Genomic DNA, 26,371 nt, shown 5'->3' on the forward strand with positions numbered 1-26,371 from the left:
CAAGCAATGAATAAGACTCTAATCATACTTTTGGCAGGTCTTGTACTCACGGCCGGTAGTGTCCTTGCCTCTCGAGTAACGAATGTCGAGGTGAAGTACGAAGACGGTATGGCCCTGGCTCAGATTGACGTTGAGGGAACGGTGCGTTTTTCTCACCAGACCGAGATTGCCAAGGACGGTAAACCGTTCCGCGTGATCGTCGATATTCTCTCAGCGACTCATAATCTCGGGGCGAAGAATTTCTGGGCTTTGCCCAAATGCCCTATCAAGGGACTCAGGACAAGCCAGTATTCGGTCAAGCCTGAAAAAGTCGTTCGGCTCGTATTCGATCTTTACCAACAGAGCGTCTACCAGGTAACTTCGGATGACAAGTCAGTGACGATTTCAATTCCGTACTCTAAAGGTAAAGCTTTTGCCAGTTGGACAACTACCAATGTTGTTGCCCAGTTGGCGACCTCGCGCCAGAAGGACAAGACCACTGTTGCTTCCAAGCCCGCTCCGGCGGTCAAACCAAGTGCGGTGGATAAGTCTGCAATCCAAATGAATGCGGCAATTGACCATGACCGTATGGCTAGTCTGGAGAGCACTCAGACCTCTACGAAGGCAGCTCCGGCTACGAAAGCGAAACAGACTGCGGTGGTAACACCAAAGGTGACCAAACCTGACACTATCGCCCTCGATATTCCGGCTCGTCCGGAGACTGGGGATCTCGTTGACCCTGCTCCGCGAGTTCCCGGTCCGTTCGTGAGCAACCCTGCTCCGGTCAAGACAGCTCCTGTCAAGCCGAAGGCGACTACTGAGAAGACTACGGTAGCCAAGGTTACACCTGAGAAAAAGATTACAGTTACCAAGGCAGTTCCAGCTAAGCCGACCACAGCCAATGTGACGGCCAAAGTACCTGCGACGCCGAAGGTTGCAGCTTCATCTATAGCCAAGACTAAGAAGTCTGCCAAGCCGCCGGTGGTCGTAGCGAAAGCTGACGAACCGAAAAAGACAAAGGCAATTTCCCCTAAGAATGCCAAGGTGGACGATAAGAAAAAGCCACAGACAACGGTAGCCCGGACCGCTGCTAAACCGACTACCCCGGAGACCGTTGCCGAGACTAGCAAGAAGAAGCCTACTTCGCGGTTCCGTCGATCACCTACTCGGCCAACCAAGATCAAGGGAACGCTGGTGGCGGAATTCCCAAAGCGACTCGTAATTAAGTACAAGTCTCGTGGACGGGATCCGTTTGAGACACTCATTAATGCGACGCGGACTTCTGACAGTCCCATCGGACAACGTGTTCCCAACGTCGAGGGTTTGAGACTGGTGGGCGTAATCGAGTCGGGTGGAAAACCCAACAGCGCCTTGTTTGAAGATAACGACGGCTATGGATACATCCTCAAGGAGGGCGACAAAGTCCGCAAGGGTTACGTGCTTCGGGTTGATCAGGATCAAGTCCATTTCCAGATATTTGAGTACGGTTGGAGCCGTACGCTCTCTTTGAGTTTGGATGAATACTAACGAAAGGCAGGTTTGCATAATGTTGTTAAAAGCGCCCAAAAAGCTTCAAGTGTTGTTGGCCCTCATGGTAATGGTAGTGCTCGCGCTGCCGATTATAGCCCAGCAGGCCGATGATCCGGGACAGCCGATCAAGAACCTTCAGTTTCAGTCAGCCGAGATCCGCTCAGTACTGACCTTCCTGGCCGATTACGGAGGTGTCAATGTGGTGGTGTCTCCCAAGGTTGACGGAGTCGTTACCATCAGATTGCAGGATGTCAAATGGCGGGCTGCCATGGATATCATTGGCCGTACCTATGATCTGGCCGTAGTAGATGAGGCGGATGGTTATATTCGGGTTCTTCGCTCAGAGGACTACCGCACGGAAGTAACTGAACGTGAAAAGCACGCTCAATCGACTCGCGAATTGGTGGCGCTGGATACCAGGATTGTCTACATTTCAAATTCCACTTCGGAAGACATTGTTGAGGCTGTCAAGTCGTTGCTGACCGATCGTGGCAAAGCGACAAGTGATTCACGGTCAAACTCGATTATCCTGCAAGAAGTCCCCAGCAATATTGAGAATGTAATTAGTTACATCACGCAGCTGGATCGACCGTCCAAGCAGATCAGGATATCAGCTCAGTTGCTTGAGGTATATTCCAATGACCTCGAGGAACTTGGCATTGATTGGTCAGCCTCCGGTACTTATTACACCGAATCAGGACGCAGCTTCCCTCAGGAAGGCAAAGTCAACGCAGCGCGGAGTCCCGATGTGGTGGGTAGCTATACGGTTGCTGCGGTACAGCACGGTTGGACGGTCGAAGCGGTTGTGCAGGCCATAGTCAATAGTGGCAAGGGCAAGATCATTGCCCATCCGGAAATTACAACGGTGGACAACAAAGAAGCTCGCATTCAGATGGGCCAGAAGATTCCGGTTAAGCAATTTGATGAATCCGGTAACGTGGTTATCAAATTTGAAGAGGTTGGAACGATTCTCAAAGTTACACCTCATATCACCGCTGAAAATCGAATCTTGATGCACCTGAAGCCCGAGCGCTCGACCTACCAGTTCGATCCTAACGGCGTCATCATCAATACCAACAATGCCGAGACCAACATAATCGTTAGTGACGGCCAGACAGCAGTAATTGGTGGATTGACCACTGAAGACGAAGTCGAGTCGCAAGTCGGTGTGCCATTGTTGATGGATATTCCGCTTTTGGGCAGGTTGTTCAAGTTCACTAATAAACGGTCCGAAGTTCGTGACCTGGTGATTTTTGTGACACCGACCATTGTAAAAGATGACCTGGCCATGGAGGGTAAATAACATAAAATAGTACTCCGCAATGTGCCTGGCGCATTTTGTGCGTCAGGCGTCGGGGTTACTGTTAGATCCGGAAGGTTGGTTATGCGCTGGTTGGAGAATATCAACAGAAAATAAGTTTGCAGATACGGGAGACAGTATGTTTAGTAAGAATCACATAAGCTGGGTCACTTTCTCAATGGTGTCCCTGGTGTTGATTGTAGCTCTGATGATGGGTTGCGATTCGAAGAGTGTACGAGACGATACAACTGGTGGTGGCAGTGGGGATTTTCAGATTACATTGACCGCTACACCTACACAGGTTGATCTCAACTCCAGTATCATTGTAGAAGCTCTGGTCCAGGATGGTGGTGTAGCACAGACCGACCAGGAAGTCAGTTTCCAGGCCACTCCTTCATCTGCGGGTTATTTTTCGTTAGAGACACCTACTACCGATGATAATGGAATTGCCGCGACGGTATTCATTCCGTCATCCACAGGATCAGCCGTAATTACCGCAAATGCTGAAATCGGTCTGGCGACGGCAACGAATTCGGTCACCATAAGTATTACAACTTCCGGTGGCGGCGCATCTACAGAAGTCGATAACGGAAACTTAGGTATCGATTTTTCCAAGTCAATCCTTCTGGCCAATGGAGGAGACACTTCGGTTGTTACCATTGCAGTAGTTGACTCAAACGGCGTACCAGCCCCAGACGGCAGTATCATCAAACTCACCGCTGGTGATCGTTTTGTTGATGTTGATGGTGATGGCTATTGGTCTCTCTGCTGCGACTCGCTGATCAATGATCTGGATGGAGACGGTAACTTCGATGCTGTCGGTACTATCCCGACGGCAGCGATCGTCAGTGGAGGTACCGGAGTAGCTACAGTAAATTACATTTCCGGGATAGACTCTGGACAGGTCTACATTCGAGCTACGATTGATGCCGGCGACATACATGCCTTTGAAGAGAGATCGATTCATTTGACACCGAATATCAAGGCAGGATTTGTGGGCATCTCGGTCTCTCGTGCCGAGGTTCTCGCAAACGGTAAAGACACGACCATCATTACGGTAGCCGTGTGTGATGCTGGCGGAGATCCGGCACCGGACGGAACTCCGGTAACGATTCTGGCCGGTGAAAAATTCTATGATACGGACGGAGATGGCCTCTGGTCGCAATGTTGCGATTCTCTGATCACAGATTATAACTCCAATGGAGCATGGGATGCTATCGGTACTGTTGCACAGACAGTCCTCACTTCCGATGGAACCGGTGAGGCTACGGTTGTCTATTATGCTAGTTCCGATTCGGCTACCGTCTGGATCAAAGCGACCGTGGATACGAACGGCATTCAGGGCCGTGCCGATTTCCCGATCCAGATTCTGCCGCCGGGAGCAGGTTCCATCGAAGCTTATCTTTCGAGAGACTTACTCCTGGCCAATGGTGTCGATACCACTATTTTGACTATACAAGCCTGGGATGGCTTCGGTATGCCTGTGGCAGAGTCAACTTTGGTGGTCGTTACCGCTGGTGAGTTGTTTGTCGACGTAGACAGCAACGGCACTTTCTCGACGGGTGTCGATTCGGTGCTCTATGATGCCAACAACAACGGACAATGGGATGCTATCGGTCTTGTGTGTCAGTATAACTATTTCATTGGTGATAACGGCGTGCTTCATATTCCTTACGTTTCAGGGCATGTCCCAACCACTATTTATCTCAAGGTCACGTTGGTTGACCCGAAGATCCGGGTAGCCACTCAAGTACCCGTTCAACTTCAGGCTGATGCTATCATCAGCTCCATTTACATGAAGTCTGATTCCATCAACCTGGTAGTGAAACATTGCGGTGGCATTGAAATTGCCAACCTGTACGCTACCGGCTATGACATTCACGGTAATCCGGTCTCTGAGGGAGTAGAGATGGAGTTCCTCATTACCAACGGGCCGGGCGGTGGCGAATGTCTTGATACGGTAGGCTACGGTCCTTACGTTGCTAAGACCAATAGTCAAGGTACGGCCACAGTATCAGTCCACTCAGGAACTATCTCCGGGACCATTCGTCTCCGAGCCAAGGCCAACGATTCGATTCTTTCCAACGCCACGCATGTGATGATCTCGGCCGGTCCGCCAAAATACATTGCTGTCGGCGCGGAGTTCTGTAATGTTGATTACCTGTACAGTGTTGGCTATGCCATCGCTGTGACAGCCGTCGTGTCGGACACGTTCCATAATCCGGTGAACGACTCCACTGTTGTTTACTTCACCGCGGACGAAGGAACTATGCAGTCCCACGAGAAACGCACCGAGAATTTACAGGGTATCGCCACCACATGGTGGTTCTCCGGATATGATCCCGATGCTTTTCCTGTTCCTGACGGTATAGTCGTGATTACTGCCGAGACGGCTGGCGGAACGGTCAGTAGCTCGGCAACGTTCTACAACACCGGATCGCTTACCTCGTTTACTGTGACAGGCTTTCCCGATTCAATGTTGGCGGATGGTTTGTCTGAGGCGAATGTGGTTGTATATGGCTGGGACATCAACAACAATCCAGTCGTCGACGGAACTCTGTTCAAGGGTGATGCCAACTTCCTGTTGGCAGCGGGGGGTGCTCTCTACTACGCCTGCGGTGGCAGCACCTCTTCGTGTCGAATCCAATTGCAATCACAGATCCTTTTGGCCGACTGGTCTACCCCTGGTGGCAACGATGATGGCGTCGGAGCCATAGATGTAGTGCAATTTTGGAAGGGTGCCGCTGGTTGGAATGATATGGTAGTGCTAAAGACTGGAGAAGCTTATTCGGGCAACTCGTCGATTGGTGGAAACTTCTCTGTCAACGTTGGTGAAACGGCTTACCTTAATGTCACGGTCAAGGACCGATGGACCAATCCACTGGGAGATCACACACTGGTAGCAACCTATCCAGGCACAGGTGTGGCTGGTCCGGGTACTAAAGAAACTAACCTGTACGGTGAGGCTTTCGGCTTCTCTTGGACGCCGGCTGACACCGGAACGTTCCAGATTGTAATAACCGATACTGATCCTCGCGGTGGGATCGTTTGGTCGCAAGCCATCACCGTCGGACAATAATAGCTTTCTGATTTGACTTTACAGGCCGCCGGTTTCAAACCCGGCGGCCTTTTTTTGCGTGAGTCCGGGGTCGAGAGCGCATAGCTTCGCATCATTTTTCTCTTTGTCCTCTGGCTCGCTCGACCTACATTGAATTGATGCCGACACCAAATCAGAAAAATCGGCGAACGATCCACGACGAGTTCCTCAGGATAGCAGGAGATTACGCCGGCCGGACCCTTTTCAGGGCTGAAGGAGGACAGGGACGCAGCTATACCTATGGTCAGGTGGCTGAGTTCGTGAGTTGTTTTTCCCGGAGTCTCCGCGCCGACGGGTCGATGGATACTCCGGAAATAGGATTGCTCTCGGAGAACTGCCCCGAATGGTGCATTAGTTACCTGTCGATACTGGCGGCCGGTCGAACAGTGTTGCCCATAGATACCCGACTGAAGCCGGAGGAGATTCGCTCAATAGTTACCCATGCCAGGCTACGGACGGTGGTGGTCTCGGCTGCTCTCGCTCCGATTCTGTCTGAGATGGCAGATGACCTCCACCTGATTTCACTCGATGACGACTCGCCCGACAGTTGGAGACATCTCCTTAAATCTGATCCGGAGCCGACGTTACCGTTTCACAATGAAACTGCGGTTATCATCTATACGTCCGGCACAACGGGCACCCCGAAAACAGTGGAACTCACGCATGCCAACCTGTTAGCCAATCTGGAGGGTGTCAGGAGCTCGATACAATTTGACGAACACGACGTGTTCCTTTCTATTCTCCCTCTCTATCACACCTTTGAGGCGACTTGTGGTTTTCTCACTCCGTTGATGAGCGGGGCTACGATTGTTTATGCCCGTTCGCTCAAATCAAAAGAGATTATTGAGGACCTTTCTCGAAATCGGGCCACGGTAATGTGCGGTATGCCACTATTATATGAGAAGATGTATTACTCTTTTCGGCGCAAGATTGCAGCTGCGCCATGGTTCAGGCGAATGCTGTTTCGAGTTCTATATGTTCTCTCAGGAATTTTGTGGAAGTTGGGTTTCAAGGTGAGCAGGTTGCTCTTCCGCTCGCTAAGGGGCAGGGCCGGAATGGATTCTATCCGGATATTCGTGTCGGGTGGTGCTGCTATTCCATCCTCGATTGCCCGGTTTTTCAATCTGATTGGTTTTGATTTTATCCAGGGCTACGGCATGACCGAAGCTTCACCAGTGATTACGGTTCATCGACCTGAGAATATCAAGTTCGGTTCGGTGGGACCGCCACTTAACAATGTTGAGGTTCGCATTGACTCTCCCGATGAGGCCGGAATTGGAGAAATAATCGCACGCGGCGATAATATCTCGCCCGGTTATCGCGATAATCCAGAGGCGACTGCCGAACTGGTGCGTGATGGTTGGCTGTACACGGGTGATCTGGGACGGATGAAGGACGGCCACTTGTGGATCACAGGTCGCCGCAAGAGCCTGATTGTCTCGGCTTCCGGTAAGAACATTTATCCGGAAGAATTGGAGGAGAAGCTTGTAGAACATGCGATCGTTCTTGAGGCGGTTGTCTTTGGTCGCAAGAAACAGGGGAGACAAGGGGAAGAGGTTCGTGCCATAATTGTTCCGGACCAGCAATGCTGGGATTGTGAATCATCATCAACAAAGCTCGATGAAGACAAGATCAACCAGGCTATCAAGGACGCTGTCGCTGAGGTCAACAGCCACGTTGCAACCTACAAGCGGATCGTTGGCTATGAAATTCAATACGAGGAGTTGGAGAAGACATCAACCAGGAAAGTAAAGCGATTCTTGTATCAGTGACTGTGGGAATCTATCAGGAGAATCAGAGCAAGAGGGACAGATGGTAGAAACGAGAGAGATTCAATTGGAGGTGAAGGGCTATTGCGATATTGTTGACATCACCGCCGATCTTCATGAAGCCATTAGACAGTCGGGAATAACCAGTGGAACTATCACAGCCTTTTGTCCCGGATCGACAGGTGGTATTACGACCATAGAATATGAGCCGGGATTGTTGAAAGACCTTCCGGAGTTCTTTGAGAAATTGTTGCCCTCCGACCATACTTACCATCACGATGAAACCTGGCACGACGGGAACGGTTTCTCGCACATGAGATCGGCTCTGATCGGACCGAGTCTCACAGTGCCATTCGTGGGTGGCAAACTAACTCTCGGTACCTGGCAACAGGTAGTTTTCCTGCATTTCGACAACAAGGACCGACAGCGGAGCCTTGTGCTCCAGATGATAGGGGAATAACGACAACGGTGAATGTCAAAGCTATTGAAAGGATTGGGAACCATGTGCGGTTGGTGGCTCAGACGCGTTTGCCGGGCGAATTGACCTGGCTGGAAATCAATGACTACCCGGATATTATTAGGGCTATCAAGTGCCTTGATGTCCGGGGTGCACCGGCTATTGGCATTGCTGCGGCCTATGGACTGGCACTCGGGGTTCAGCATACCAAGGATTACAGTCAATCACACATAAGCAGCGTTGCTGCCGAGATAAAAGCGGCCCGTCCAACGGCTGTGAATCTTGCCTGGGCGATTGATCGGGTCCAGGATCGTTTCACAAAGGAACAGCCCGACTCACTGGCATTAGCCCTGAGTTTACTGTGGAACGAGGCCGAAGCAATCCATGAGGAAGACCGTCACCTCTGCGATCGTATCGGGCAAAACGGCGCTCAATTGATAAAGGACGGCGACTCCATCCTGACCCACTGCAATGCCGGGGCGTTAGCAACGGGGGGGATCGGTACTGCGCTCGGAGTGATCTACACCTGTAAGAACCAGGGTAAGAATATCTGTGTCTACGCCGACGAAACCCGACCATTGCTTCAGGGGGCAAGGTTGACTTCCTGGGAACTTATGCAGGAAGGAATTGATGTCACTCTGATCTGTGACAGTGTGGCGGCCGTTCTTATGCGCCAGGGACATATTGATCATGTGGTAGTCGGGGCCGACCGGGTAGCGGCCAATGGTGATTTCGCCAACAAGATCGGTACCTACGCTGTGGCTGTTCTGGCCAAAGAGCACGATGTGCCGTTCTACATCGCCGCTCCCTATTCGACATTCGATAACAACCTACCCTCCGGTGCTGACATCCCCATCGAAGAACGAACCGCCTCCGAAGTAACCGAGGGCTTTGGATCACGGACTGCTCCTGATGGAGTCCGCGTATATTCGCCGGCTTTTGACATAACTCCCTTTGAATTGGTTACCCAGTATGTCACTGACAAAGGCCTTACACCGGGCGGTCGAGCCTGAGGATTATGCTCTTTAAGATTGCTTTCTCCTCAACCGATACCTATAGAAAGCGGTAGAAGGAGAGAACATGGCGCGCACCAAACAGGCAACCAAAGCACTGAAGGCTCTCAATTATAGTCTTTTCGAAGAGGAGAGTCTTATCCCCCCGGCGCCAGTTACATTGCATACCAAGATCAGGTTGGCAACGCAGAAGCAGCCAGTTGATCGTCCGGCGGTGGGGTTGACGACCAGTTATAATGGCCTGCCGGAAGTGACCGATCTTTATCGCCGTTTTGATATATTCAACTGGACATTCTTCGGGGGGAAGCTTCCGTCAGTCAAGATTGAGTACTCCAATCGGATGTGCGCCGCGGGTTCGTATTCCCGACAGGTTCGATTGATCCGTATCGGTCGGAAGTACCATGAGATTTTTCCCGACGAGATAGATGATACGCTCAAACATGAGATGATACACATAGTCCATTTCCGCCACGACGCCAGATTCAAGAAAGTCGCCGCGAGGATTGGAGCCTCAATCAAGGCAAAAGCGCACCCATCCCTTCGAAGGCAACCGAAGTTCATTTACGTTTGTCCGTTATGTGATAAGGAGTACCCACGCCAGAAGCGTTTGGTCATGGCTTCATGTGGAAAGTGTTCGACCGGCAGGACGTTCGACCGGAAGTGCAAACTGAAGCTTCAAAAATCGGTGGGAAAACAGAACAACAAAACAACAGATCAAGTAGCAGGTGACTCCACAACTTCATCCTGTGGCTGATTCTTCAGCAATTCATCTAACAGGGGAACGCAAGTTGCCAACGATAGTATATTGCCTCCCTCACAGTAACACCTGATAAGCCGCAATAATACCAACTGTGGGTTGCCGGTACAACTGACGATGTGTCCGTCTTTCGAAACACCCAAGCCGGCCTCTTTGGCTCGTGCAAAGGCATCTTCAGACCCAATGTATTTTGCTTGTTCTCTGATTACGTCTTCAAAGAGATTCAGGTATATTTCCATTTCTTGCCCAAATGTCCTCTCAATTGGTTGCTCTTATCCGTATTAGCCATATCGGTAGATAGAGGTGGATTATCAAGTTCTTGGGAGATCGGGGTGTAACTAAATTGTGGCTACCGAACTTAATTGTTAGCTTGTCACGTCATGCACTTATAGCTAAGTTGTGGTGTCTAAATGTCTTGAGGAGAATACCCGATAATAATTGAGGGCGGAATGGTGATACAGGAAAGTGCATTTTTTTATCGTACGAGTATTGACACAGAGAAAAAAGGTTGTATACTTGGTAGCTGTTTTATGTTTGACCACTAATGGTTAAGGCTGGTAAATGAAGACTTTTATGCCCAAGGTTGATGCGGACAACCGCAAATGGTGGATTGCCGATCTCAATGATGTTATCCTCGGACACGCTGCTATCAAAGTTGCGGACATTCTCCGAGGGAAAAACAAACCCATCTTCACGCCTCATCTTGACACCGGCGATCACGTTGTGATAGTTAACGCTCGGAATGTCAGGGTGAAAGGCAAAAACAAACCTGACCAGATGAGATACTACCGGTATTCCGGATATCCTGGCGGGTTGAGAACAACGACTTTTGCGCAGATGATGCAGAAGAAACCGGAGGACGTTTTTCGTCTGGCGGTTAGGCGTATGCTCCCTAAAAATAGATTGGGGCGAAAGATGCTGAAGAAGCTTCATGTATACGCCGATGCAGGACATCCGCACAAGGCTCAGAAACCGGAAACACTTACTCTATAGAAGATAGCAAAGATACAGTATGGAAAATGAGGTCTATGCTGCCACGGGGCGGCGGAAAGCATCAGTTGCCCGGGCTACGTTAGTTCGCGGTGACGGTAGCTTCACTGTCAATGGCAAGGATGTGAAAACATACCTTACCCGCGACCCGTTGGCGGCCCATGCCAAGGAACCATTGATTGCAACCGAACTACTCGACCAGGTATCCATCACTTGCAAGGCAAGCGGTGGCGGACTTTCCGGTCAGGCCGGTGCGGTTCGGCTAGCGGTGGCTCGGGCTATATTGAAGATGAATCCGGAGTTGCGCGCGACTTTGCGCAAAGGCGGGTTTCTCACTCGTGACGCTCGTGAAGTCGAGCGCAAGAAGTATGGCCAGCCCAAGGCTCGCAAAAGGTTCCAGTACTCGAAGCGTTAATTCGAGTGCAATCATCCCTGCCCCAGGGCAGGGAAATAAGCAGTTCCGGTTGACCGGAGTGGTGGTCCCTGCCAAATGAAAAGGGTCCACTTCGGGATGACGCCGGAATGAAGTAACAACCATTTATGCAGAGGAAGCCAATGGCTACTCCCCAAGTAAAAGTACTGCTCGAAGCCGGGGTTCATTTCGGCCATCAGACGCGACGATGGAACCCCAAGATGAAACCGTTCATCTTTGCCGCACGCAACGGTATCTACATCATTGACTTGCAGAAGACGGTCAATGCCCTCGTACAGGCACAGGCCAAGATGAAAGAGGCGGTTGATCGTGGACGGGCGATCCTGTTCATTGGCACCAAGAAACAGGCCAAGGTGGTCATCAAGGAAGAAGCTGTTCGTTGTGGCGGTTTCTATGTCACTGAGCGTTGGTTGGGCGGAATGCTCACCAATTTCAATACTATTAAGAACTCGATCAAGAAGCTCAAAGATATCGAGCGGATGCGCGTTGATGGTACCCTTGAGAAGTTCACCAAGAAGGAACGTGCTCGTTTTGAGAACTCTGCTGCCAAGCTGCAGAAGGTTCTCGGTGGTATCAAGGATATGAATCAACTGCCAGGACTGGTAGTTGTGGTTGATGCTCGCAAGGAACAGATTGCGGTAGCCGAAGCACGGCGACTGGGGATTCCCATTATTGGTATCGTTGATACCAATGCGGACCCTGACCCTATCGATTTCCCTATTGCCGCCAACGATGATGCCATCAAGTCAATTCGGATACTGATCCGATCCCTGGTGGATGCTGCTGTGGATGCGCGGAATCTAATGCCGGTGGCATCGGCCGAGACTTCCGAATCGAAGCCGAAACCGGCCGCTCCAAATACAAATGCGGCGGGAGCCGGTCCCCGTCCTGTATCTGATCCCAAGCGTGACAACTAAGAAAAGAGGTACGGTTCAATGGCTATAGATGCGAAGCAGGTCAAGGATCTTCGAATGAAGACCGGGGCCGGAATGATGGATTGCAAGAAGGCTTTGGTCGAAGTTGAAGGTGATTTCGAAAAGGCCATCACTTACTTGCGTGAGCAGGGAATTTCCAAGGCTGGCAAAAGACAGGGCCGTGCGACTGCCGAGGGACTGATCACTACTTATGTACACACTGGTGACAAACTGGCGGTAATGGTTGAGATAAATTGTGAGACCGACTTTGTCGCTCGGACCGATAATTTTCGTGCCTTTACCCGCGACGTGGCAATGCACATCGCCGCTTCCGCACCTCTATGTGTGACCCGTGAAGAACTGGATCAGGAATCCATCGAGAAGGAACGCGATGTCTATCGCCAGCAGGCCCTCAACGATGGCAAGCCAGAGAAAATTGTCGACAAGATCGTCGATGGCCGCATCGATAAATACTACGGTGAAGTCGTTCTCATGGAACAGCCGTTTGTGAAAGACAGCGACAAGACCATTGAGGATTTTGTTAAGGAGATGATTGCTTCACTCGGAGAGAATATCCGTATCGCCCGGTTCACCCGATACTGTCTTGGTGATTAATATGGATTCTGAGGACAATAGTCCGTCCTTCAAACGCGTTCTTATCAAAATATCCGGTGAGGCGTTGATGGGGCCGAATGAATTCGGTATCCACACGCCCACCGTCAAATCAATCTGCAATGAAATCAAAGCCGTCATCGAGCTTGGCGTAGAGTTGGCCGTAGTCGTTGGCGGCGGGAATATCTTCCGTGGTCTGGACGCGTCCGGTCGGGGTATGGATCGGGTTACGGCTGACAATATGGGTATGCTGGCCACGGTTATCAATTCGCTGGCCGTCATGGACACGCTGGAACAGATGAGTGTTGATACGCGAGTTATGTCGGCGGTCAAGCTGGAGAGTTTCGCCGAACCGTATATCCGGCGAAGAGCTGTTCGGCATATGGAGAAAGGGCGCCTGGTGGTTCTGGCGGCCGGTACCGGCAACCCGTATTTCAGCACCGACACGGCCGCGGCACTTCGAACTATGGAACTGGGAGCCGAGATGCTCATCAAGGCGACCAATGTGGATGGTGTTTATTCGTCAGATCCCAAGACTAACGATGATGCCGAGTTCTATCCCAAGCTGACCTACATGGAGGTTCTCACCAGGGAGCTTCGAGTGATCGACTCGACTGCGGTTTCATTACTGAAGGACAACAATATCCCACTACGGGTTGTTTCCCTCAGTCAGTCGGGAACGCTGTCTCGGGTGGTGTTGGGAGAGGATGTCGGCACGTTGGTTTGCACGACCATATGAAATAACCCATTTGGAGTAATACGGGAGGTTGGTGATGTTGGACAAGCTTTACAAAGAAACCAATGACCGAATGGACAAGACGCTGGAATCGGTCAAGAGGGAGTTCGGTACTATCCGCACTGGAAAAGCCACTCCACAGCTTTTGGATACCATTGTCGTGACAGCGTATGGAACACAGATGCCCCTGAATCAGGTGGCCACTATTGGTGCTCCGGAACCGCGTCTGCTGATCCTGCAAGTATTTGACAAATCGACGGTTGGTGATGTCGTGAAAGCTATCCAGGGGGCCGACCTGGGACTTAATCCCCAGCCGGATGGTCAGGTTGTGCGTGTGCCTATCCCGCCTCTCAATGAGGAGCGACGTCTGAATCTGGTGAAGCAGTGCAAGAACGTAGCCGAGGATGGTCGAGTTGCGCTAAGGAATATTCGCCGTGATGGCAACGATGCTGCCAAGAAGCTTGAGACTGACAAGGACATCTCCGAAGATCAGCAGCATATTGCCCTCAGCGAGATTCAGAAGTTCACCGACGAGCACATCAAAGAAATCGATACGCTTCTGACTGCCAAAGAAAAAGAGGTAATGGAAGTCTGAGATTCCACTACTGAATATTCTGGTTATATGGAAGAAGCCCACGCCAAATGGCGTGGGCTTTGCTTTTTCTTGACGCCAAACCTATCCGGGGTAGGAACCGTCTATATACTGCCTTAAAGTGCGGTTTTCTATTTCCATGGAACTCATGTTCGCCTTGATAATATCGCCCACCGAAATCAACCCGGCCAGCTTGCCGTCATCCATGATGGGAATGTGGCGAATGCGGTTATTGGTCATAACCCCTGAGATGTAGTTGAGATCGTCATCGGGGACTCCAACAATCAAGTCCGTAGACATTAGTTCGGCCACAGTTGCGGCGGCGAATCCCTTCTCATCCCGATAGCTGGCTCCGAAGATGTCTTTGTCGCTGATGATACCGACCAACTTATCATCTTTGTCCATAACAGGCAGACAACTGATTTTGTTTTCAATCAACATCTTCATTGTTTCTTTGATTGTAACGTCAGGAGTGATTGAAATGACGTCACGCTTGTTCTTGAGAATGCCATTCACCTTCATAATATGGTCTCCGCTTCTTCCAGATAATGAAGAACGCATGGGTACCCCACCATTCTTACGGTGGGAACGGCCCTTGCTCCAAACTGTGAATCCCATCATTAATAATGGGCTACCAGCCGTTACTGGATATCGAGGTTCTTGTTTTCCTGATTCCAAGTTGCTATAATATGTTTACCATGTGCAACAAGAAACGTCATTGGCAGGTTCCCATTCTCATCTTTCTGGTTTTCTGTAGTACGGCCGTTCTTTTTGGTCAGGAGGAGCAGGCTGATCCGGTCCTTGATTTCTATTGTAGTCGGGCCAAAGCAGTCTATCCAACGCTAAACCCGTCAGACAACGGCGCTGCCATTTCTTTTGTGGCCCGATCATATCTCACAGAACTCAAGCGTGGCGGCAGGGAGATTCTAACTGATTCCTCAATTGTGCAATATTATTTTTCATTTGGTCAGTTGGATTCGCAGCAAGTCATCATCTCCACCACCGATGAACTGCTTGAAATCGACTTCTCATACCCCAACCTTTTTGACCGGGACTATGATTTCTATTTCTATCCCAACGATGCGGGTGGCGATGCCATAGCTATTGGAGTCGATAGCTATACGACCAGCGGGTTGTCTCCGGTGGGAATGGCGGTCATTGATCGTACCCATTATTATCTTCTCAGGCTGTACCTGTACTTTCCCGGACCCGACAAATACGAGCGCTATTCGAAGGAGATGAGTTTCATCAATCACGAAGGTGTTGTTTTCCCCGATACGATGCGAGTCACTTTTGCCCGGGCGGGTGTTTTCTCGACCGAGCATTACCGACGCGAAACGATAGTGGACAGTCTGGTTGTGACGCCGTGACCACTATCTGTTGAAAGCACTTGCGATTGATTCACTTAACGACTAATTTCGAGGGGTATGAAATCAAAAGCTGACAAACTGAAAGAAGAGATTCTATCCCAGACGGATCGGATTCCGGCTCACATAGCTATCATTATGGACGGCAACGGCCGGTGGGCGGCCAAGCGTAACAAACCGCGTACTTTTGGCCATGAAGCAGGTGTGAAAGCGGTCCGGGAAGCCGTCAGTGCCGCTGCCGAGTTGGGGGTCAAGTATCTCACATTGTATACCTTCTCATCAGAGAATTGGAAACGTCCTCGTTCGGAAGTTGCAGCCCTGATGTCGCTTCTGTCGCGTACGACGCGCAAGGAACTCAACGAGTTGATCAAGAAGGATGTCAAGCTGGTGACGGTGGGGCGGATCAGCGGTCTGTCAACCAACCGACGAAAAGTGCTGGCTGAGGCGGTTCGTAAGACGCGCAACAATAAAGGACTGGTTCTCATACTTGCTCTCAACTATGGTGGCCGAACGGAGATACTTGATGCTGTCAAGGCTATCGCCAACTCAGTGCGGGCGGGCATAGTAGACCTGCCCGACATTGATGAAGAACTCTTTTCCAACTTTCTCTATACTGCCGCCTTTCCCGATCCGGATATGCTCATTCGCACGTCGGGAGAGATGCGCCTCTCGAATTTCCTTCTGTGGCAAACGAGCTACACGGAGATGTATGTGATCGATACCCTGTGGCCGGACTTTGATCGCCAGGAGCTTTTTCTGGCTGTTCGGGATTTCCAGCAGCGAGAACGCAGGTTTGGAAAGATTGGCCGAAAGACTCTTCCATGAGCAATAATCTGATTGCCAGACTCGCAGTAGCTGCAGTTGCGATACCGGCTATTCTCTGGGTTACCTATCAGGGAGGAGAGTGGCTGTTTGGCATGTTGCTGCTTTTTGCCCTTATTGGTTGTGGGGAATTTTTATTGGGGGAGAAGTATCGTCTGTCCCAACCGTTCTTCTGGCTTGTTCTGATATTTATTGCTGTCTTCTTCATGGTCTTGTCCGGGATGCATCCGCCGGTCATATCCAGCCTGTGTGATCTCATCGGAGGGGATGTAGTTGACTGCTCTCTGGCCTTGCTGATAAGTTTCTTCCTCTTGTCAGCGATGCTTTTTGCGATAGGCAAGAGCAGTCCGGCCGAACTATTCAATCGACACTCACGCCTGTTCTGGGGCGTAACATATATCGGCGTTGCCTATCCTGTCGTATTTCTGGTGGGCAACGGTGTGGATCAATATCACGGTGGGGATTCGTTGCTGTTTCTGTTTGGTCTCTTGTGGGTAGGCGACACAGCTGCTATGGGGATCGGTTCCTGGCTGGGTAAACACAAACTGGCTCCAACTGTTTCGCCAAACAAGACGGTCGAAGGATTCATCGGAGGGATAGTTGGAGCGTTGGCGATTGGCGTTCTCATGTACTTCTGGAAGTTCGACTATTTCGGACTGTGGCACACTCTTGGTCTGGCCGCCGGATGTTCTATCTGTGGCCAACTGGGTGATCTGGTCGAGTCGATGTGGAAACGGTCTATCGGCATCAAGGACTCGTCGGCCATCATTCCCGGTCATGGTGGAGTGCTGGACCGTTTTGATTCACTACTTTTCGCGGCGCCGTTTATGTATTCTTATCTCAAACTGGTTGCGCCATGAAGGTTCTATTGGGACTGTCTTGATTTTGTAGTTGTCCTCGTTCTTGGGACCCGGTTATATTATCATTAAAGATATGAATTGGCCTATACCAGGTTGTTTTAATGAAGTTACTAGTATTAGTTGTAATTGTTGTTTTTCTCTGTGTCGTTGTAGGTTGTGCTCCCTATCCGCGTTACCGCACGGGCGGGGCAGAGCTTCCGTCTTTGGTCGTTCCCCAGGGTGTCAGCTGGCCCACCAGTGAATATGTCAAACTTGGTCTTGTTTTTGAGAGGTATCTGGGCAAGCCGTATGCGGGTAAGTCAGAATACGAGCGTGGGATCGACTGTTCGCTGTTCACCCAGGAAGTGTACCGCAAGTACAACAGGACCTATCTTCCACGGACGGTCAAGGAGCAGATGACGTTTGGAACTGAAGTTCATCGCAGACTGCTTCGCTACGGCGACCTGGTTTTTTTCCGCACTGAATCCAATCGCATTTCCCATGTCGGCATCTATGTCGGGCACGACCAGTTTATTCACGCCTCCTTATCGAAGGGTGTTATCATCAGCAGTCTCCACGCCAAGTATTGGAGTCAGCGTTATGCGGGTGGCCGACGTCCGGGCAAGTGATCGGGAAGCGGGAGCCGAAACCTCTGGAGCAGGTTTGTCATGGTTGATCTGACGTTGGACCTTAAACTCAAGCTGAAGAATCTTCCAACTTCACCCGGGGTCTATCTTTTCAAGAATGCTCGGGGACGGATCATCTATATTGGCAAGGCGAAGAACCTTCGCAATCGGGTTCGTACATATTTCCATTCATCGGCCGACCATGCGCCCCGCACGGCTCGTCTGGTGACTAAGATCGTCGATCTGGAATTGCTTCTGACCGACAACGAGATCGAGGCACTGATTCTTGAAGCCAATCTTGTTCGCCAGCACAAACCGCGCTACAACGTAGATCTCAAGGATGACAAGCACTTCCCATATATAAAAGTAACGACCCGAGAATCGTTTCCGCGCATGCTGATCGTGCGTCGGATCGAAAACGATGGCGCGACCTATTTTGGTCCCTATACGAGTTCGCGTCACATGCGGCGTACGGTGTCGTTCCTTATCCGCCTGTTTAAGATTCGATCCTGCAATTTTGTTCTTCCGCCACCGAAGGGAAAGAAGGTTCCGGTCTGTCTTGACTATCATATCAAGCATTGCGGAGGACCATGCGAAGAACACCAGACAGAAGAAGAATACGGCGAAGGGATCAGTGCAGCGCTGATGGTGCTGGCGGGGAAATCCAAATCTCTGGCTGAGCTACTCACCAAGAGGATGCAAGTTGCCTCGGAAGCACTGGACTATGAAGAAGCTGCAAAGTTGCGGGATCAGATCGATGCATTGCAGGCAATGGGCGGCAGGCAGAAGGTTGATATCGGCCAGCTGATAGACCGGGATATCATTGCGCTGGCGCGTGAGGAAATTCATGCGGTGGCAGTTGTTCTCCAGATTCGAGAAGGGGTTTTGATCGGGCGACAGGATTTCCAGCTGAAAGCTGAAAACGACCACACCGATGAGGATGTTCTCAGGACATTTCTGATGCAGTACTATGGACAGCAACCCAATCTTCCCCGGGAGTTGTTCGTTCCGCACCAATTCCCTGATATGAAACTGTTCGCCAAGTGGTTGAAAACGCAGAAGGGGAGACGCGTCAAACTTGTGATGCCTCAGATTGGTGTCAAAGTGCGCTTAGTTGAATTGGCCCGTCGAAACGCTCGACTGCTATTGGATGAATTGCTGATTCAGAAACGCAAACAGTCGGAACGCACCAGCAAGATGGTCACCAGTCTGAAGGATGATCTCAGGCTTGTTCGGTCGCCGCGAAAGATGGTCTGTTTTGACATTTCCAACACAGGCGAGACGGACGCAGTCGGCTCGTGTGTCTTTTTCGCCAATGGCCAGCCACGGAAAAAAGAATACCGCCATTTCAAGATCAAGACCGTTCAGGGACAGGACGATTACCAGATGATGCGGGAAGTTGTCGGTCGCTATTTTCGGAGACGGTTGGATGAAGACCTAGCGCTACCTGATCTGGTTGTTCTTGACGGCGGCAAAGGACAGCTCTCCTCGGTTATGGCCGAACTGGTAGTTTTGAATCTGACCGAACTGCCGGTCATTGGTTTGGCTAAGCGCCTGGAGGAAATATTTGTTCCGGGTGTGGCTGAAGCTATTTCCATCAGGAAAACGTCCCCGTCTCTGATGCTTCTCAAGCGGATTCGGGATGAGGCTCACCGCTTTGCTGTTACCTACAATCGCAAGGTTCGTTCCAAGCGAACGATCAAGTCGCAGTTGGATGAGGTGAAAGGAATCGGACCGGCCAAACGAGCCTTGCTCCTAAGAGAGTTCGGTTCCGTAAAACAGATCAGGAAGTTGTCGGTTGAGAAACTTGCATCCATGAAGGGAATATCTCCCAAGTTGGCCGGCGCTATCCTTGAAGTGCTGGCATAAGTTGTTGCTCCCTGATTGAACTGCTGGTATACTCCGTTATGCCTGAGCAGCTTCGAGCCTATACTGTGTCCGCTATCACTCGTATGATCAAGGGCATGTTGGAGGAGGGTTTTGTTAACCTTTGGGTAGAAGGCGAGATTTCCAACTACCATCACCATTCGTCCGGTCACCGTTATCTCAGTCTGAAAGACGACAAAGCGGTTCTGAAGGTTACTATCTGGCGTTCGGCCGGAAGCGGTCTCCGTTTCGAACCGGAGGACGGACAAAAGGTTCTGGCGTACGGTGACATATCCGTATATCCCAAAGGTGGGCTGTATCAACTAAATTGTCGCAAGCTGGTGCCGGTGGGGGTTGGTGAACTGGAATTGGCTCTACGGCAACTAAGTGCCAAGCTCGAAGCTGAAGGACTGTTCGATGAAGATCGCAAGCAACCTATCCCACGTTTTGTGAGTAAGGTTGGCATCGTGACTTCGTCCACCGGAGCCGCTGTTCGCGATATCATTCAAATTGCCCATCGTCGTAACCCCGCCGTTCAACTCATAGTGTTTCCGGCTAAGGTGCAGGGAGACGGAGCGGAGGCAACGATTGCGTCCGGGATTGAGTATTTCAACAACCGTGAGGACATTGATGTCATAATCATTGGCCGGGGCGGAGGATCGCTTGAGGATTTGTGGCCATTCAATACCGAGGTGACAGTACGTGCCGTTGCATCCTCCCTGATTCCGGTCGTATCGGCTGTTGGACACGAAGTTGATTTTTCCTTGTCCGACCGCGTTGCGGATCTGCGAGCTCCAACCCCGTCGGCTGCCGCCGAATTGGTGGTGTGGTCGCGGCGGGAATTGCAACAGACATTGTCGTCCATGCAACAGCGACAAGCTTCGCTTGTTCAATCTCGGCTGACCGAATCTCGTGGCCGATTAACGGCTTTACTTCAGCGGCCGGTTTTGGCACGACCGATGGATATACTCCACCAGCACCGGCAGTTCCTGGATCAAATACAGCATCAGCTTGTCCAGGCCGGAAAAAACAGTTTTGAAAAACGCCGAAACCAACTATCTTTGACGGTGTCGCGATTAGAGGCTTTGTCACCTATGCGGGTTTTATCTCGCGGATACTCTTTTAGTCGTTTGTTGCCGCAGAAGACCTCGGTAGTCTCGGTGGATCAATTGCAGCCCGGAAGTCGGCTGGAGACAACTTTTTTGGATGGTGCCGCTGTATCGGTGGTAGAACAGGTGGAAAAGAAGTAAAATGTCAGCCCGGAAAAAGCCAAAAGATTTTGAAACAGCAATTGATCGACTGGAAGAAATCACCGGTCTGCTTGAAAGTGGAGATGTTTCGCTGGAGAAATCGATTGAGTTGTATTCCGAAGGTATCAAGATGGCCGGGTTGTGCAACGAGAAACTCACCGAAGCCGAGAAGACAGTGAGAAAGGTCGTTCAGGGCATTGATTCTCTTGAAGAAATGGACTTCGATCAGGGAGAGGACACCTGATGAGTTCTGTTGATGCCACCGGTGTGCGTACTTATCTCAAGGAGAAGGGGCAGTTTGTAGATCAGTTACTGGATCGCTATCTACCTCCGATTGATGCCGAGCCGAAATCGCTCCATGCTGCTATGCGTTACTCTGTGCTAGCGCCGGGAAAGCGTTTGCGGCCGATTTTGGCACTGGCGGCGTTTGAGTATTGTGGCGGCGACGCCGGTGGCGAAGATCAGCCCATCCATTTCGGCATGGCCGGACTGGAGATGGTTCACACCTATTCGCTTATCCACGATGACCTGCCCTGTATGGATGATGATGACCTGCGCCGGGGAATGCCAACTTGCCACAAGAAATTTAATGAGGCTACGGCTGTTCTGGCTGGTGATGCTCTCCATGATGTTGCTTTTCTGCTGATGGCGCGAACAGGTCTGGCTCAGGCCGGGTTGGAACTGGCTCAGGCTCTGGGCACCGAGGGAATGATTGGCGGCCAGATGGCCGATGTCAACGCTGAAGGTCATGACGTAGATCGTGAGGAAGTGATTGGCATACATCGCCGCAAGACAGGTGCACTGATTCGTTGTTCCCTGCGACTGGGTGCTATTCTGGCCGGGAGCAGCGACGATCAACTGAATGCTCTGACGAAATATGGCGAGAAGATCGGATTGGCTTTTCAAATCATCGATGATATTCTCGATGTGGAGGGTGACTCTGAACTTCTGGGAAAGAATATCGGTTCTGATAGTAGAAAGAAAAAGGCTACCTATCCGGGAGCCGTTGGTCTTGATGTTGCCCGTCGTGATGCTGCCGCTCTCATTGAAGAGGGAGTGAGCGTACTTGACGTTCGTCGAGATAGTGTCCTGAAAGACATTGCATATTACATCGCCAACCGAGACAGTTGAAGCGGTCGAAACAAATGAAGTACTTGCCGAAAATACAATCTCCAAAGGACATAAAAGATCTGTCCTCAGATGAGCTGGTCGAACTGGCTTCCGAGATTAGACACGACATAATTGCTGCTGTCTCCCAGACCGGTGGGCATCTGGCCAGTAATCTGGGGGCGGTTGAATTGACCCTGGCTTTGCATTATGTGCTCGACTTGCCGACCGACCGCGTGGTCTGGGATGTTAGCAATCAAACCTATACGCACAAGATTATCACTGGCCGTCGTGACCGCATACACACCTTGCGTCAGCATGGGGGGCTGTCCGGTTTTGCCAAGCGAAGCGAATCCGAGTATGACCATTTCGGTGCCGGTCACGCATCAACCTCGATTTCGGCAGCCCTTGGTATGGCTGCCGCCCGTGATAATGCGGGGAAAAGCAATCGGGTAGTAGCTGTAATCGGTGATGGTGCGCTAAGCGGAGGGCTGGCCTACGAAGGCCTCAACAATGCCGGTTCATCAAAAAAAGATTTGCTGGTCATTCTCAATGACAACACATGGGCGATCTCCCGAAATGTCGGAGGGATGTCACACTATCTGACGACCATCATGTCTGATGAGAAACTCAATCGTCTTCGCGACGAAATCTGGGACCTGACAGGGAGATTTAAGCGGCGTGATAAGATTCGTAATACTATTTCGCGCATTGAAGACTCGGTCAAAGCACTCTTGGCCCCGGGCATGCTCTTTGAGAAGCTTGGTTTTCGATACTTTGGTCCTATCGAAGGCCATAATACTGAATTGCTCATCAAGACGTTGGAGCGGGTAACGAAACTTCGAGGCCCTATTCTTCTTCACGTTGCTACGGTTAAGGGCAAAGGGTATGGCCCCGCCGAGAGCAACCCATCCAAGTTCCACGGCGTGGGCAAGTTTGACAAGGCTACCGGCGAGACCACATCCAAGAAAGGTAGCCTTCCCGCCTACACGAAAGTTTTTGGTGATACTATGGTGGAGCTGGGTGCTAAGGATGACAGCGTGGTGGCGATTACTGCCGCTATGACTGCCGGCACCGGCCTGGTTGATTTCGCCGAGAAATATCCCGGTAGGTTCTTTGATGTCGGTATTGCCGAGGGACACGCCGGGACGTTTGCAGCAGGAATGGCGGTCGATGGCATCAAACCGTATCTGACCATTTATTCCAGCTTCCTGCAACGTGCCTATGATCACATCATCCACGACATAGCGCTTCAGAAACTTCCGGTTGTGATGTGTCTTGATCGGGCGGGTTTGGTCGGCGATGATGGACCGACCCACCACGGCACGTTTGACTTGTCGTTTCTTTCTTCGATTCCCCATATCACTATAGCCGTACCAAAAGACGGTAACGAACTGCGGTCCATGTTGCACTACACCGTCGATGGTGAACTAGACGGACCGGTGGCAATTCGCTATCCGCGCCTGGCTATTCCCTCTGAGATGCGGCGAGAGATTGACACTATCGAGTGGGGGAAATGGGAACGTCTGACACCGCGCTCGGAGATCGTTGTGCTGGCTGTCGGAACAATGGTTACACAGATGCAGAAAGTGGCTGAAGTGTTGGCTGGCAAGGGGCATACCATGACGGTTGTAAACGCGCGTTTTGTGAAGCCGCTCGATGAAGAAATGCTGGGGAAGATCGCTGGTTGGGCTCGTGTGATCCTGACTGCAGAAGAGAACCAACTCAGCGGAGGCTTCGGCGATATTGTCGCGAGCTACCTGATGTCACATGGCTATGCCGGACGGTTTAAAGCGTTTGGGATACCTGATCGATTTATCCAGCATGGCACTCGAGAGTTGTTGCTCAAGGAAACCGGTCTCGATGTGGATTCAATGGCGGCCGCGATCATGGAACTTTCCGGTCAAAAGGAGAGCGGACGATTCCTGCGAAAGCTTCGTTTCCGCAAGAGTAACAACGACAGGAAGCCTCGCAATGAGGTCAAAGACGCAGTGAGCAAAGAATAGAGGATTGGGCAATTGGGTTTGCGTCTGCTTCTATGGGGAACACGTTGTGATGGCTGTCCCTGGCCGACTGTTATCTCAATAGCCGCCTGTTGCATCCTAGCGTGGACGAGTTGTTCTCGAAGCCAGAATGATCTCCTGAAAACCGGAGATCTGATTTTTCATACATCGATGTCATCGCAGAGCAGGGCGATCCAATTAGCTTCCAGTTCTCCTTGGACTCACATGGGGATCATTCACTGCGCTGGCGATACCGTTTTCGTATTGGAGGCTGTTCAGCCCGTCCAGTTGACGGATATTGACACCTGGATTGAAAAAGGTCTTGGTGGGCGGTATGTGGTTAAGCGCCTGAAGAATGCTGATAAGTTGCTGACTCGGGACGTCATCTCAAGAATGCAACAGATCGGCGCGGGATATATCGGGAAGGACTATGATCCGTATTTTGAATGGTCCGATGAGAGAATCTACTGTTCCGAGTTGGTATGGAAGATATACAAACGGGTTCTCAATCTGGAGATAGGTGGTTTGCAGCGGATCGGTGATTTCGAACTCTCTCATGCCGCTGTAAAAGAGAAGCTCCGGGAACGCTTCGGTGACCATGTTCCCGAGGAGGAGCCGGCTATCTCTCCCGCGCAGATGTTCAGTTCAGAGCTTCTAATAACAGTGTGCTCTCGATGATTATGGACAACACCAAGTCCGCAGCAAGTAGACCTCATCCTTTCACTTGCCATCATCACCTCAGTGGCGTTATCTTCCCTATATGCGTTTTGGACTAATTGCCAACGTCAGTCGTTACGGTGCCGGTGATGCCGTTATGGCCTTTCTCGAATGGGCGCGTAAGGGTAACCACAAGGTCGTTATTTCCGATGAACACCGGCAAGTAGGCGATGATACTCACACATACCTCTCCCGCGATGCGGTCGCTGCTGAAGTCGATATCTTGGTTTCGATGGGAGGAGACGGCACACTGCTGGCCTCGGCCCGTGCCGTGGGCGCTACGAGAACTCCTCTTCTGGGGATCAACCTCGGGTCTCTTGGGTTTTTAACCCAGTTGATGCCCGAACATCTTACGAGCGCTCTGGATGCTGTGGTCGATGGAAACTACCAAGTCGAAGAGCGGATGCTGCTCAAGGCAACAATCGAGGGGGGACAGGAACTATCAAAGCCCTATGCCCTCAATGATATCGTAGTGGATAAGGGGGCTATCAGCCGTCTGATTGAAATCCGTTTTCGCGTCAACGGTGAGGATATTGTCACTTACCGCGCCGATGGTCTGGTGATCGCCACCCCGACCGGTTCGACCGCTTATTCGCTTGCTGTAGGGGGTCCGATTATGCATCCGAAGATGAAGGGAATAATTGCTTCCCCGATTTCATCACATTCGCTTTCGACCCGACCGATGGTTTTTGACGCCGACGATGTTCTGGAGTTGACGGTCAAGTCCGAGGAACGTGTGGCCGGACTGACGCTTGACGGCCAGGTGATGGCGCCGCTTATGGACACAGCCCGAGTGACGATTACCAAGGCGGAGTTCACAGCTCAGTTTATTGTTCTCCCAGAGAACTCTTTTTTTAAGGTCCTGCGCAACAAACTCCACTGGGGCGTCCCACCACTCACCAAACGGTAGGTAGCTTCGCCGCTATATATGTCCTTCATCCAATCAGGCAATGGCTGTGAGCTGAGTCGAGGGACGGCACGCAAAAATGTCTTGCGCATTGGGACCATTGGATATACAATAACCACCGATAGCGGGAGTAACTCAGCTGGTAGAGTAACAGCCTTCCAAGCTGTTCGTCGCGAGTTCGAACCTCGTCTCCCGCTTTTTTTTGTATCAGGCTCGATTAAGATATGTAGAGATCTTCGGTTCTAGTGGGTTTAGGACTCTCAGCATAGATCTATGTGTATGTCGTACGACATGTTACAAGGAAAGAAGTGGCTCAGGCACCTGTGCGATTTTTGAACATTTTAGGTCAAGATTGTACCGAATAGTGCCGAAAAGGAAGAAACCGGCGCCTGTTCGCTAAGAGCTTGAGCGGCAATATTTTTTGTTGAATAGACGAAAATTGCCTTGACACGCTTTTCTTTGTGTCTATATATTCAAGGTTCCCGTGAGGGCGCTTGTGGCCTTTTTTTTATGGCCAAAAGTGTGTATGAGAAAATAAATTTGTCTGGCCCAGATAGCTCAGTCGGTAGAGCACATCCTTGGTAAGGATGAGGTCACCAGTTCAATCCTGGTTCTGGGCTGTTGTATAGTTTTGGAGGTAAGTCTTAGTCATGGCGAAGGAGAAGTTCGAACGCACGAAGCCGCACGT

The 26,371-nt window shown here is 51.0% G+C and carries 25 protein-coding genes and 2 tRNA genes; 26 read left to right on the forward strand and 1 reads right to left on the reverse strand.

Annotated elements, in window-relative coordinates; all coding sequences use genetic code 11:
- Positions 1-6 precede the first annotated feature (6 nt).
- The 13 genes from KOO62_09890 (at position 7) to frr (ending at position 14,182) form a co-directional block, all read left to right on the forward strand.
- Complete coding sequence (locus KOO62_09890; GenBank protein ID MBU8934305.1) at positions 7-1,506, forward strand: hypothetical protein; 1,500 nt, start codon at positions 7-9, stop codon at positions 1,504-1,506.
- A 19-nt stretch (positions 1,507-1,525) separates the two neighbouring features.
- Positions 1,526-2,812, forward strand: coding sequence for a hypothetical protein (locus KOO62_09895; GenBank protein ID MBU8934306.1), 1,287 nt, complete (start codon positions 1,526-1,528; stop codon positions 2,810-2,812).
- A gap of 136 nt (positions 2,813-2,948) precedes the next feature.
- Positions 2,949-5,888 (forward strand): hypothetical protein, encoded by a 2,940-nt coding sequence (locus KOO62_09900; GenBank protein ID MBU8934307.1) that lies wholly within the window; start codon positions 2,949-2,951, stop codon positions 5,886-5,888.
- Between the two features lie 137 nt (positions 5,889-6,025).
- On the forward strand, positions 6,026-7,678 hold the full coding sequence (locus KOO62_09905) for an AMP-binding protein (GenBank protein ID MBU8934308.1): 1,653 nt from the start codon (positions 6,026-6,028) through the stop codon (positions 7,676-7,678).
- A gap of 40 nt (positions 7,679-7,718) precedes the next feature.
- On the forward strand, positions 7,719-8,135 hold the full coding sequence (locus KOO62_09910) for a secondary thiamine-phosphate synthase enzyme YjbQ (protein MBU8934309.1): 417 nt from the start codon (positions 7,719-7,721) through the stop codon (positions 8,133-8,135).
- An 8-nt stretch (positions 8,136-8,143) separates the two neighbouring features.
- Complete coding sequence (gene mtnA, locus KOO62_09915) at positions 8,144-9,145, forward strand: S-methyl-5-thioribose-1-phosphate isomerase (protein ID MBU8934310.1); 1,002 nt, start codon at positions 8,144-8,146, stop codon at positions 9,143-9,145.
- A gap of 67 nt (positions 9,146-9,212) precedes the next feature.
- The gene (locus tag KOO62_09920; protein MBU8934311.1) at positions 9,213-9,899 is read left to right on the forward strand and encodes a SprT-like domain-containing protein; all 687 of its coding nucleotides are present in this window, start codon (positions 9,213-9,215) and stop codon (positions 9,897-9,899) included.
- A gap of 564 nt (positions 9,900-10,463) precedes the next feature.
- A complete protein-coding gene (gene rplM, locus KOO62_09925; GenBank protein ID MBU8934312.1) occupies positions 10,464-10,895 on the forward strand; it encodes a 50S ribosomal protein L13 in 432 nt (143 codons plus the stop codon).
- 19 nt (positions 10,896-10,914) lie between these two features.
- On the forward strand, positions 10,915-11,307 hold the full coding sequence (gene rpsI, locus KOO62_09930; GenBank protein ID MBU8934313.1) for a 30S ribosomal protein S9: 393 nt from the start codon (positions 10,915-10,917) through the stop codon (positions 11,305-11,307).
- A 140-nt stretch (positions 11,308-11,447) separates the two neighbouring features.
- Positions 11,448-12,242: a 30S ribosomal protein S2 gene (rpsB, locus tag KOO62_09935; GenBank protein ID MBU8934314.1), complete on the forward strand. Its 795-nt coding sequence runs from the start codon at positions 11,448-11,450 to the stop codon at positions 12,240-12,242.
- Between the two features lie 18 nt (positions 12,243-12,260).
- Positions 12,261-12,854 carry a translation elongation factor Ts gene (gene tsf, locus KOO62_09940; protein MBU8934315.1) on the forward strand — a complete coding sequence of 198 codons (594 nt, stop codon included), beginning with the start codon at positions 12,261-12,263 and terminating at the stop codon, positions 12,852-12,854.
- A gap of 1 nt (position 12,855) precedes the next feature.
- Positions 12,856-13,590, forward strand: a complete 735-nt coding sequence (gene pyrH, locus KOO62_09945; GenBank protein MBU8934316.1) for a UMP kinase — start codon at positions 12,856-12,858, stop codon at positions 13,588-13,590.
- 34 nt (positions 13,591-13,624) lie between these two features.
- Positions 13,625-14,182: a ribosome recycling factor gene (gene frr / locus KOO62_09950; GenBank protein ID MBU8934317.1), complete on the forward strand. Its 558-nt coding sequence runs from the start codon at positions 13,625-13,627 to the stop codon at positions 14,180-14,182.
- A gap of 81 nt (positions 14,183-14,263) precedes the next feature.
- Here the strand turns inward: frr and KOO62_09955 are convergent, their stop codons facing one another.
- Complete coding sequence (locus KOO62_09955; GenBank protein ID MBU8934318.1) at positions 14,264-14,701, reverse strand: CBS domain-containing protein; 438 nt, start codon at positions 14,699-14,701, stop codon at positions 14,264-14,266.
- Between the two features lie 176 nt (positions 14,702-14,877).
- Here KOO62_09955 and KOO62_09960 point away from each other — a divergent pair, with 176 nt between their 5' ends.
- From KOO62_09960 to KOO62_10020, 13 genes are all read left to right on the forward strand, one after another.
- Positions 14,878-15,549 carry a hypothetical protein gene (locus KOO62_09960; protein ID MBU8934319.1) on the forward strand — a complete coding sequence of 224 codons (672 nt, stop codon included), beginning with the start codon at positions 14,878-14,880 and terminating at the stop codon, positions 15,547-15,549.
- Between the two features lie 57 nt (positions 15,550-15,606).
- The gene (locus tag KOO62_09965) at positions 15,607-16,371 is read left to right on the forward strand and encodes an isoprenyl transferase (GenBank protein ID MBU8934320.1); all 765 of its coding nucleotides are present in this window, start codon (positions 15,607-15,609) and stop codon (positions 16,369-16,371) included.
- Positions 16,368-17,228 (forward strand): phosphatidate cytidylyltransferase, encoded by an 861-nt coding sequence (locus KOO62_09970; protein MBU8934321.1) that lies wholly within the window; start codon positions 16,368-16,370, stop codon positions 17,226-17,228. Before KOO62_09965 ends, KOO62_09970 begins: the two co-directional genes overlap by 4 nt.
- Before the next feature lie 101 nt (positions 17,229-17,329).
- Complete coding sequence (locus tag KOO62_09975) at positions 17,330-17,836, forward strand: C40 family peptidase (protein MBU8934322.1); 507 nt, start codon at positions 17,330-17,332, stop codon at positions 17,834-17,836.
- A gap of 39 nt (positions 17,837-17,875) precedes the next feature.
- Positions 17,876-19,702: an excinuclease ABC subunit UvrC gene (gene uvrC, locus KOO62_09980; GenBank protein ID MBU8934323.1), complete on the forward strand. Its 1,827-nt coding sequence runs from the start codon at positions 17,876-17,878 to the stop codon at positions 19,700-19,702.
- Positions 19,703-19,740: 38 nt separating this feature from the next.
- Positions 19,741-20,949, forward strand: a complete 1,209-nt coding sequence (xseA, locus tag KOO62_09985; protein ID MBU8934324.1) for an exodeoxyribonuclease VII large subunit — start codon at positions 19,741-19,743, stop codon at positions 20,947-20,949.
- Position 20,950: 1 nt separating this feature from the next.
- On the forward strand, positions 20,951-21,193 hold the full coding sequence (xseB, locus tag KOO62_09990) for an exodeoxyribonuclease VII small subunit (protein ID MBU8934325.1): 243 nt from the start codon (positions 20,951-20,953) through the stop codon (positions 21,191-21,193).
- Entirely contained in the window at positions 21,193-22,080 is an 888-nt protein-coding gene (locus tag KOO62_09995; GenBank protein MBU8934326.1) for a polyprenyl synthetase family protein, read from the forward strand. Before xseB ends, KOO62_09995 begins: the two co-directional genes overlap by 1 nt.
- 14 nt (positions 22,081-22,094) lie before the next feature.
- Positions 22,095-24,062 carry a 1-deoxy-D-xylulose-5-phosphate synthase gene (gene dxs, locus KOO62_10000; protein MBU8934327.1) on the forward strand — a complete coding sequence of 656 codons (1,968 nt, stop codon included), beginning with the start codon at positions 22,095-22,097 and terminating at the stop codon, positions 24,060-24,062.
- A 24-nt stretch (positions 24,063-24,086) separates the two neighbouring features.
- Positions 24,087-24,737 (forward strand): YiiX family permuted papain-like enzyme, encoded by a 651-nt coding sequence (locus KOO62_10005; protein ID MBU8934328.1) that lies wholly within the window; start codon positions 24,087-24,089, stop codon positions 24,735-24,737.
- A gap of 82 nt (positions 24,738-24,819) precedes the next feature.
- The gene (locus KOO62_10010; GenBank protein MBU8934329.1) at positions 24,820-25,686 is read left to right on the forward strand and encodes an NAD(+)/NADH kinase; all 867 of its coding nucleotides are present in this window, start codon (positions 24,820-24,822) and stop codon (positions 25,684-25,686) included.
- A gap of 121 nt (positions 25,687-25,807) precedes the next feature.
- Positions 25,808-25,880, forward strand: a tRNA-Gly gene (locus KOO62_10015).
- Positions 25,881-26,230: 350 nt separating this feature from the next.
- A tRNA-Thr gene (locus KOO62_10020) sits at positions 26,231-26,303 on the forward strand.
- Positions 26,304-26,371: the final 68 nt, after the last annotated feature.

This window comes from Candidatus Zixiibacteriota bacterium, from assembly GCA_019038695.1.
Lineage (GTDB): Bacteria > Zixibacteria > MSB-5A5 > GN15 > FEB-12 > B120-G9.

Coding starts and splice junctions, on each gene's coding strand:
- KOO62_09890 (MBU8934305.1), top strand. CDS start 7: ATGAATAAGACTCTAATCATACTTTTGGCAGGTCTTGTACTCACGGCC.
- KOO62_09895 (MBU8934306.1), top strand. CDS start 1,526: ATGTTGTTAAAAGCGCCCAAAAAGCTTCAAGTGTTGTTGGCCCTCATG.
- KOO62_09900 (MBU8934307.1), top strand. CDS start 2,949: ATGTTTAGTAAGAATCACATAAGCTGGGTCACTTTCTCAATGGTGTCC.
- KOO62_09905 (MBU8934308.1), top strand. CDS start 6,026: ATGCCGACACCAAATCAGAAAAATCGGCGAACGATCCACGACGAGTTC.
- KOO62_09910 (MBU8934309.1), top strand. CDS start 7,719: ATGGTAGAAACGAGAGAGATTCAATTGGAGGTGAAGGGCTATTGCGAT.
- KOO62_09920 (MBU8934311.1), top strand. CDS start 9,213: ATGGCGCGCACCAAACAGGCAACCAAAGCACTGAAGGCTCTCAATTAT.
- rplM (MBU8934312.1), top strand. CDS start 10,464: ATGAAGACTTTTATGCCCAAGGTTGATGCGGACAACCGCAAATGGTGG.
- rpsI (MBU8934313.1), top strand. CDS start 10,915: ATGGAAAATGAGGTCTATGCTGCCACGGGGCGGCGGAAAGCATCAGTT.
- rpsB (MBU8934314.1), top strand. CDS start 11,448: ATGGCTACTCCCCAAGTAAAAGTACTGCTCGAAGCCGGGGTTCATTTC.
- tsf (MBU8934315.1), top strand. CDS start 12,261: ATGGCTATAGATGCGAAGCAGGTCAAGGATCTTCGAATGAAGACCGGG.
- pyrH (MBU8934316.1), top strand. CDS start 12,856: ATGGATTCTGAGGACAATAGTCCGTCCTTCAAACGCGTTCTTATCAAA.
- frr (MBU8934317.1), top strand. CDS start 13,625: ATGTTGGACAAGCTTTACAAAGAAACCAATGACCGAATGGACAAGACG.
- KOO62_09955 (MBU8934318.1), bottom strand. CDS start 14,701: ATGAAGGTGAATGGCATTCTCAAGAACAAGCGTGACGTCATTTCAATC.
- KOO62_09960 (MBU8934319.1), top strand. CDS start 14,878: ATGTGCAACAAGAAACGTCATTGGCAGGTTCCCATTCTCATCTTTCTG.
- KOO62_09965 (MBU8934320.1), top strand. CDS start 15,607: ATGAAATCAAAAGCTGACAAACTGAAAGAAGAGATTCTATCCCAGACG.
- KOO62_09970 (MBU8934321.1), top strand. CDS start 16,368: ATGAGCAATAATCTGATTGCCAGACTCGCAGTAGCTGCAGTTGCGATA.
- KOO62_09975 (MBU8934322.1), top strand. CDS start 17,330: ATGAAGTTACTAGTATTAGTTGTAATTGTTGTTTTTCTCTGTGTCGTT.
- uvrC (MBU8934323.1), top strand. CDS start 17,876: ATGGTTGATCTGACGTTGGACCTTAAACTCAAGCTGAAGAATCTTCCA.
- xseA (MBU8934324.1), top strand. CDS start 19,741: ATGCCTGAGCAGCTTCGAGCCTATACTGTGTCCGCTATCACTCGTATG.
- xseB (MBU8934325.1), top strand. CDS start 20,951: ATGTCAGCCCGGAAAAAGCCAAAAGATTTTGAAACAGCAATTGATCGA.
- KOO62_09995 (MBU8934326.1), top strand. CDS start 21,193: ATGAGTTCTGTTGATGCCACCGGTGTGCGTACTTATCTCAAGGAGAAG.
- dxs (MBU8934327.1), top strand. CDS start 22,095: ATGAAGTACTTGCCGAAAATACAATCTCCAAAGGACATAAAAGATCTG.
- KOO62_10010 (MBU8934329.1), top strand. CDS start 24,820: ATGCGTTTTGGACTAATTGCCAACGTCAGTCGTTACGGTGCCGGTGAT.